At 55.2% G+C, this 7671-nt stretch carries 9 protein-coding genes and 1 riboswitch; of the genes, 4 read left to right on the top strand and 5 right to left on the bottom strand.

The window, feature by feature from the left end; all coding sequences use genetic code 11:
* Window positions 1–59 precede the first annotated feature (59 nt).
* From thiS to K5905_RS22460, 3 genes are all read right to left on the bottom strand, one after another.
* On the bottom strand, window positions 60–257 hold the full coding sequence (thiS, locus tag K5905_RS22470) for a sulfur carrier protein ThiS (protein WP_297587986.1): 198 nt from the start codon (window positions 255–257) through the stop codon (window positions 60–62).
* Window positions 241–1218 (bottom strand): glycine oxidase ThiO, encoded by a 978-nt coding sequence (gene thiO / locus K5905_RS22465; RefSeq protein ID WP_297587984.1) that lies wholly within the window; start codon window positions 1216–1218, stop codon window positions 241–243. Before thiO ends, thiS begins: the two co-directional genes overlap by 17 nt.
* A 155-nt stretch (window positions 1219–1373) precedes the next feature.
* A riboswitch (TPP riboswitch) is annotated at window positions 1374–1500 on the bottom strand.
* A gap of 27 nt (window positions 1501–1527) precedes the next feature.
* Window positions 1528–2085 carry an AAA family ATPase gene (locus tag K5905_RS22460; RefSeq protein WP_297587983.1) on the bottom strand — a complete coding sequence of 186 codons (558 nt, stop codon included), beginning with the start codon at window positions 2083–2085 and terminating at the stop codon, window positions 1528–1530.
* A 144-nt stretch (window positions 2086–2229) separates the two neighbouring features.
* Here K5905_RS22460 and K5905_RS22455 point away from each other — a divergent pair, with 144 nt between their 5' ends.
* A complete protein-coding gene (locus K5905_RS22455) occupies window positions 2230–3165 on the top strand; it encodes a pirin family protein (protein WP_297587981.1) in 936 nt (311 codons plus the stop codon).
* Here K5905_RS22455 and K5905_RS22450 read toward each other — a convergent pair.
* Window positions 3134–4102 (bottom strand): DUF6030 family protein, encoded by a 969-nt coding sequence (locus K5905_RS22450; RefSeq protein WP_297587978.1) that lies wholly within the window; start codon window positions 4100–4102, stop codon window positions 3134–3136. The genes K5905_RS22455 and K5905_RS22450 overlap by 32 nt on opposite strands.
* Before the next feature lie 150 nt (window positions 4103–4252).
* Here K5905_RS22450 and K5905_RS22445 point away from each other — a divergent pair, with 150 nt between their 5' ends.
* Complete coding sequence (locus K5905_RS22445) at window positions 4253–4960, top strand: class II aldolase/adducin family protein (protein ID WP_297587975.1); 708 nt, start codon at window positions 4253–4255, stop codon at window positions 4958–4960.
* Between the two features lies 1 nt (window position 4961).
* On the top strand, window positions 4962–5855 hold the full coding sequence (locus K5905_RS22440) for an ROK family protein (RefSeq protein ID WP_297587972.1): 894 nt from the start codon (window positions 4962–4964) through the stop codon (window positions 5853–5855).
* A gap of 43 nt (window positions 5856–5898) precedes the next feature.
* On the opposite strand, the gene K5905_RS22435 is transcribed toward K5905_RS22440, so the two are convergent.
* On the bottom strand, window positions 5899–6894 hold the full coding sequence (locus K5905_RS22435) for a DMT family transporter (protein ID WP_297587969.1): 996 nt from the start codon (window positions 6892–6894) through the stop codon (window positions 5899–5901).
* A gap of 315 nt (window positions 6895–7209) precedes the next feature.
* On the opposite strand from K5905_RS22435, the gene K5905_RS22430 reads away from it, so the two are divergent.
* Window positions 7210–7671 (top strand): MarR family winged helix-turn-helix transcriptional regulator (locus K5905_RS22430; RefSeq protein ID WP_297587988.1); only part of this gene is annotated, 462 nt, incomplete at its 3' end.

Genomic DNA, 7671 nt, shown 5'->3' with positions numbered 1-7671 from the left:
CGCGGTTCCAAGCAGAAGACGTGAAGACACCGTTTGGTCGTAGAACCTGACCATTTCCTTCAACCTCCCTGCATCGGAGACAGGATCTCGACCCGGTCTCCCTCGGTTAAAACACACGCTGCCCGGTCTTCAGCCGCAACAAGTTCGCTGTTACGGGCCGTTGCCAGAAAGGCGTGCTCATAGGACAGTTCATCCAGCAAAGCAGCCAGGTTTGCGCTGACGACCTCTTGAGTTTCGCCATTAATGATGAGTTTCAAAGTCCTGCTCCTGCAGCGAGTTGATTATCCTGTCGGCGGCGACCCCGGCAAAATGGGGTGCCAGAAGATATCCGTGGCGATAAAAGCCGTTTACCGAGACGACGCGGCCCTTCTGGGTGACCCGCGGTAGATTGTCGTCATAGGCGGGGCGCACGCCCGTACCCGTTTCAACGATTTTCGCCTCGCCAAAGGACGGATGCAGGCTGTAGGCCGCATTCAGGAGCTCCATGGTGGAGCGAACGCTGATCTGCCCATAGTCCTCGCTTTCGATCATCGTCGCCCCAACCATGAAATGATGGTCTTCACGGGGGACGATATAAACAGGTATGCGCGGATGAAGCATACGTACCGGCCGGGAGAGCGTTACTTCCGGTGCGTGAAGCAGAAGCATCTCGCCGCGTACACCGCGCAGATCGGGATCGTTTGCTGACATACCCGTGCAATTGGCTTCCAGATAGTTGTGGTCGGTTGTCGATTTTGCCCCAAATTCAAAACGCACGCCCATGTCGACCAGTTTTTGCTGTAATCCCAGTAACGCTTTACGCGGGTCCAGATGAGCTTCACCTGAAAAGAACAATGCCTTGGAAAACCGTCCGGCAAGATCTGGTTCGAGGTCTTCGATCTCGCCTGCTTCAAGCCAGTCGTAACCGCTGGTTCGTCCAGCAAACCGGGCCAGCTCGGAGGTGTCGCGTGGCGGAGCAACAACGAGCGTCCCCTTGCAGACAACCTGATCCGGCAGGGCCTCAGACCACCACTCGACCGAAGGCCGGCCAAAGGTCAAAACCTCTTCTTCCGCGCTTTCGCGCTCACACCATGGCGCAAGCATGCCACCGGCCAACCAGGATGCGCTGCCAACCAGGTCCTTTTGCTTCTCCAGAAGGGTCACATCCGCGCCGCGTTTGCGCAATTCATAGGCCAACGCCAATCCGGCGACCCCGGCTCCCCGGATCAGAACTTCCATGACGACCTCATGGTCATTACGGTTCGGACCTCAACAAACTTCTGCTGCAACACTTGCGTGTCCTCCGGCAAAGCATTTCCTGCTTTGCGCGATTTCATGTCCAGCTGAGAAGAGAGGCGGTCGACTCCGGGTTCCCGAGCAATGTGGCTGGTTCGCGAGTCCCAAGAACACCATCCCTTCGCCAGCATGACCTGGATCAGGTTCTTCGGGTCCCTGCGCTGCACGTAAGGAACGCGCCCTGCAGTATCTCAGCCCCATGACGGGACACCCCGGGTGAAGCTTGTTTGTGCAGCCGCGACAAGCTTCCTGTCAAGATGCCACCGGGTTCAGATCTGTTTCCAAGTTCGTTTTTGGTGGCAGTTTCTCCAAAAAGACTGCGGTCTCCGGTATTGAGGTGAACCTGTAGACCTTCAAATGACCTGGAGGATGTTTGTAGATTTTTTCAAGCCTGGTTCGTGCACTCTTTCTGGTTCTCCAGATGAACTGCAGGAATTCGACGGTTTGCCAATTGAAACGCTCCGGACACCCGTTCGGCAGATCCGGACGGCTTCGGCCGTAATATTCAAGAGACCGTTTCAAGACACGAAAAATCCGCAATCCCACTGGCGCATCAAGCCAGATAAATGTATCAGCCCGCTCGATCCGCTCTTTATACGTGTGCGAATGTCCGCCTTCGAAGATCCATTCATCCTGAATGTGGACCTGATGGGTGAGCTCGTCCTTTTCACGTTCAGACCGTTCGACCCATCCCGGCATCCAGTGGATGCAGTCCATGTGGTAGACAGGCAGACCAGTCCGTTCACTCAAAAGACGCGCGAGCGTGCTTTTCCCGGATCCGGGACCGCCAACAATTATAATGCGTTTCATGAAGCACCTCGAAGGTGAACGAGAGCCCGTTTTATACGTCTTTTCAATTGAATGAAATGATGGAAACGGACTGTTCAATAGACACTTTCACCATCGTGACCCTATCTATCCGGCAGACATTCGTTCGACTGCAAGGAGAGGCCAATGAGTTGGTTGAATTCCCCAGACCCGATACCTGGCAACGCTGCAAGTTGCGATCCAATCGACACAATTATCGTCCCGCGCACCTCCGATCTCGGCGGTTTTCATGTGCGCAGGGCTTTACCGTCCCCAAAACGTCGGATGATTGGTCCATTCATTTTTTTTGATCAGATGGGACCTGCGGAGCTTCTTGTAGGTGGCGGTGTCGACGTTCGACCACATCCACATATCGGACTGGCCACAGTTACCTATCTTTTCGAAGGCGAAATGTACCACCGCGACAGTCTTGGCACAGAAATCGCGATCTCACCGGGAGCTCTGAACTGGATGAGTGCCGGAAAAGGCATCGTCCATTCGGAACGCGAGCGCCCTGAACGCATGCAGGAGACCCGCCCGCTTTTCGGATTGCAGAGTTGGGTCGCCCTGCCGAAACATCTTGAGGAAGGCGATCCGACCTTTCAGCATTTCAACACAAAAGAGCAACCGGAGTTTGCTGACAAAGGCGCTTCCGTCAAACTCATCGCCGGGTCGCTATATGGTCACAAGGCCCCGGTCAAAACGGCTTCCGAGATGTTCTATGCCGATATCGCACTTGACCCCGGTGCCAGGATACCGCTCGATGCCGGTTGGGAGGAACGCGGCCTTTACACAATCTCGGGTCAGATAACCGTTGCCGGACAGACCTTCGATCCGGCTCAACTGCTTGTGTTCAAACCGGGCGACCATCTGGTTGTCGAGAACAACTCGCCGGCCCCGGCCCGTTTCGTGGTGCTGGGTGGAGAGCCGATGGACGGCCGTCGCTACATCTGGTGGAACTTCGTTTCCTCTTCGAAAGAACGGATTGAGCAGGCCAAGGAAGACTGGCGTCAGGGCCGCTTTGACATCGTTCCGGGCGATGAAGAAGAATTCATTCCGTTGCCGGACCGTCCAGGTCCTTGACCTCAGCGCTCCATTCACTTTCCAGCGGTGGGGCCACTTCGAACCTGTCGGCGGGCCGGATCAGATCCGGTTCGCCAAAATTCAGGATAATGTTCAAACGTTGATCTGCGAGCGGATCACCTGTCAGATTCGGGTCTTCCGGAGCGACCGAGAGCTGAACCCCGTGTTGGATTGTCTCGAGCTGTTTGAAGTCCGAGATCGCCTGCAGGAACTCAGAAGGGACAGTCCATCCGTACCGGCCTGCTAGCGCATCAATGACCAGCCGGACGGCTTCCAGACCGATTTCCTTTTGTCGGGCATCTTCAACGACCAGCTTCAAACGCAAATAATCAATCTTGTCTTCAGCGGGTCCACGAAGCACAAAAAACAAGGTTGTCGGGCCAAAATCGACGCTAGGCGTCGTCAGCTGCACAAGGTCCGACGCACATTGCCAGCGGTTTCTTTGAAAAGGTGCTTTGCTCCATCCCCGATTTTCCAAACCCAGAGCCTGCAGCTCCGTGCAAAGCTGGTCGGGTTTTCCAAGAAAACTGCGCTTCAATTGTGCCGCCAGCTCCGGCGTCGTATTGAGAAGGACAGATTTCGCGCCGTCGTCGAGCTGAATCAGCGGGTCGGGCAAAATGGGTGCTGCTGCTTCATTTACATTCGCAGCCTTGTCCACCTGCCAGTAAATCACACCTCCGGCGCTCCCTGCTGCCAACAATGCCAAGGTGCCCCATACATAAAATCGCGTTACAGAAGATCGCTCATTTTGGTTCGGACGATCATCGGAGAGCGGAATTTCCTTTTTGTCAGGCAGGCTCGGAGCGTGGTCAGCCCAGCGGGGGCCAGAGGTGCGGACTTTGCTGCGATACCTATTGGAGGAACGCGCACCGTGAGCAGACAGAGCGCCACCAGCCGATTGCCAGCCCTTTCGAAGCTTGTCCGCCCAACTCGACATTTAACTCCTATCCTCGTTCCGCACACATGCCTGCGATTTAACACAGCAATATCTTGAAAACGTAACCTGATCCTTGTCATCTGGACCCGGTTTGAACGATCTTCATTGAACTACATCCGATCCAAACAACCTGAAGGCTCGATGCGCAACATGTCTTCCTTTCCAGACGACACCTCAGACCTGCGGTTTGAAATCATTGAAACAGCGCGTGCCCTGCCTCGGCTCGGCCTGACCAAAGGTACTTCAGGCAACGTCAGTGCACGCACAAAATCCGGTTTTTTGGTGACACCGTCCGGAATGCCTTATGAAGACCTGACAGCCGACAAGATTGTCGCGCTCGATTTGGATGGTTGCTACCGGGGAGAATACCTGCCGTCTTCCGAATGGCGAATGCACCTGGATTTTTATCTTGCCAAACCTGCTTGCGGTGCAGTCGTCCACTGCCACAGCCCTCGTGCAACGGCGCTGTCCTGTCATCGACGCGGAATTCCTGCGTTTCACTACATGGTGGCCTTGGCCGGGGGAGACCGGATCGAATGCGCGGACTATGCGAGCTTCGGGACCCGAGCACTTTCAGATGCGATGATCGCCGCACTTGGTGATCGGAACGCGTGTCTGCTCGCCAATCATGGTCAGATTGCGGGAGGACCAACGCTCGAAAAAGCTCTGACCATCACCGAAGGCGTCGAAGATCTGGCAGATCAATTCCTTTCCTCGCTGATCCTTGGAGAACCGGTTATCCTCGATGCTGACGAAATGGCTGAGATCCTGAGAAAGTTCAAAAGCTACGGCAAGCAGACCAGTGAATTGGAAGCCGGACAAGCGGCTGCATTCGAATTGCCAAAACGGGTAGACTGACATGCGACTGGGAATCGATTGGGGTGGCACGAAAATCGAAATCATTGCCCTTTCGGGAGAGGGCGAGGAAGTGTTCCGTCAGCGGGTCAACACTCCCCGTGATGACTATCAAGGCTGCCTCGCCGCCGTTAAGGAGCTGGTCGACGCTGCAGAACGGGCAACCGGTCAACGCGGCACGCTTGGCTTCGGCATTCCAGGTTCGCTTTCTCCCAAAACGGGCCTGGTCAAGAATGCGAATTCGACCTGGATGAATGGAAAACCGCTGGACAAGGACCTGGAGGCCATTCTCGGTCGCCCGGTCCGGATCCAAAATGATGCGAACTGCCTTGCAGTGTCCGAAGCAACCGATGGAGCTGGCGCAGGAGAGCACGTTGTTCATGCGATCATTATCGGCACCGGCAGCGGTTCGGGAATAGCAATCGACGCCAAGGCGCATCTGGGCGCCAATGGTATCGGAGGCGAATGGGGCGGCATAACCGTTCCCTGGCTCAAGGCCGAGGAATTTCCGGGTCCGGACAGCTGGATCGGCCACAAGGGCGTGATAGACCGATGGTGTTCTGGAACCGGATTCCAGCTGGACTACAAGGACAAGACGGGTCAAATGCTGAAAGGTCAGCAGATCATGGAACTGAAGCGTTCAGGAGATCCGGTCGCCAATGAGGTATACGCGGCATATGTCAGCCGTCTTGCCCGATCGCTTGCCATGTCGGCAAATCTTCTGGATCCCGATGTCTTCGTGCTTGGCGGCGGCATGTCCAACATAGATGAACTCTATGTGGACCTGCCACCGGCGATGGAACCCTATATTTTCTCAGATACATTCGAAACGCCGATCCGCAAGGCCGTGCACGGCGACAGTTCCGGTGTTCGAGGTGCGGCCTGGCTGTGGAACTAGGGTTGGTTGAGGGTCTGGCTCTGATCAGGCACTAAACCCGCGTTCAAGTCATGTTTCTTTTGCGTCCCAACGTGACGAGAACGATACCTGCTGCCACGAAGACAACGGCGGCAATTTTGGCCTCGTTCGGGATCTCATCAAAGACCAGAAACCCAAGGCCAAGCCCCATTACAGCAGCAACAGAACCAATCTGGCTGAGGTAAACAGGTCCCGCGGTCTGTTGCAGCCGGAAATAGAGGCCGTATTGCAGGCCGAAAACCGTCATCTGGGCGACCAGCAATCCGACTGCCGGATAGGTCCAGCTTGCCGGAACAATCGGAATTCCCCACGCCACGGTGAATAGTGTAAGCGCCACAAATCCGACCGCCATCATTCCCAGAGCCAGATCGACCGGTCTTGCACCTTTAGGCCATTTCCAAGTCCGGTAAATGTTGCCGGCGGCAAGAAACACCGGTATCAGCAGGGCGATCACAGACCATAGCGAAGCATCTGCGGAAAGGTCGGCACCCGATACGGCAAGCAATACGCCCCCCGCAACCCCAAGCAAGACGCCGCTTCCCATCAGAACCGTGAGGAGTTCAAGCCTCAGCGCCACAGCGATCGCGTAGGTCAGAACCAAAGGAAATGCAAAGCAGAGCGAGACAAAACCGGCCCCGACCTTGGGCGCGGCGACAACCGCTATCATGTTTGGCGCAATGAACAAAAGCCCCGTGACGACCAGATAGGTCAACAACTGTTTGTGGGTTGACCCATTCTGTTCTCTAACTCTAGCACCCCTCGCCCTGCCAACCAGGCGCGTTGCCAGGAACAGTCCCAAGGCCCCGCCCAGGATGGACCATTGCAATAAGGCTAGCGGATGCCAGCCGAGGCTGGGTGCGGATTTGGCGAATACGGTTGAGACAGCCAGAAAACTGCCCACGACAAGCATGAGCACGAGCGGCTTTTCGAAGGCCTCTAAAATTCGCTGTTCCAATTTCGAAACCTTTCGCCCGCCTGAACCGCCTTCAATCTCCGGTGCGGTCTTGATCAACTCCGCCATTAGATCGTCCTTTCATTACTGCGGCCATACTGCATCGCTGCAAAACCGTCGAAATGAGAGATAACAGTTTTTATCTTAATTTCAAGATACTTAATTTCTAGATTCTTGAAGCGTATTGACTTTCGCTATTTTTCGGGTGACTTTCCTTGGCAAAAGCCGTTGAAACACATACATTTTTCGGCAACCATCTGCAGATTGTCACCTTTCCGGGTTTCAACTGTGAAACGAGACACTTCAGGGATTCAAGTGATGGGCAACTCACAGGACGATCTGAGCAATCTTGCCAACCACCTTTTTGGCGACCCCGAAGACCTGATGCTGGACCGGGCTGCGCGGGCGCGCCAACAATGGCAAATGGAAGTCCCCGAGGTTGCGGACAAACTCACACCAATGGTGTTGCTCGGGAGACTGAATGAAGCCTCCCAGGTTATGAGCCGGGAGTATCTTGCCCCTGCCTATGCGGAAATCGGATTGAAAATCGGAGAATTTGACGTTCTGGCCACACTTGTCCGGTCAGGCCCTCCGTACAAACTCACCCCGACGGAGCTTTACCGCACGACGATGATGAGCTCAGGAGGCATGACGGCACGTATCGACAAACTGGAAAAGGCCGGACTTGTTGAGCGTTGTCCGCATCCGGACGACCGGCGAGCTCTGACGGTTTGCATAACCCCCAAGGGCCTCAAACTGATCAAAGACACGATCCCCTCATACGTCGAAGTGCAGCAACAGGCGGTTGAAGGGCTAACAAAACAAGAGCAGACTCAACTTTCCGAG

The organism is Roseibium sp., from assembly GCF_025698965.1.
GTDB lineage: Bacteria > Pseudomonadota > Alphaproteobacteria > Rhizobiales > Stappiaceae > Roseibium.
Note: the sequence above shows the minus strand (reverse complement) of the source record. Positions and strands in the feature narration are given on the sequence as shown.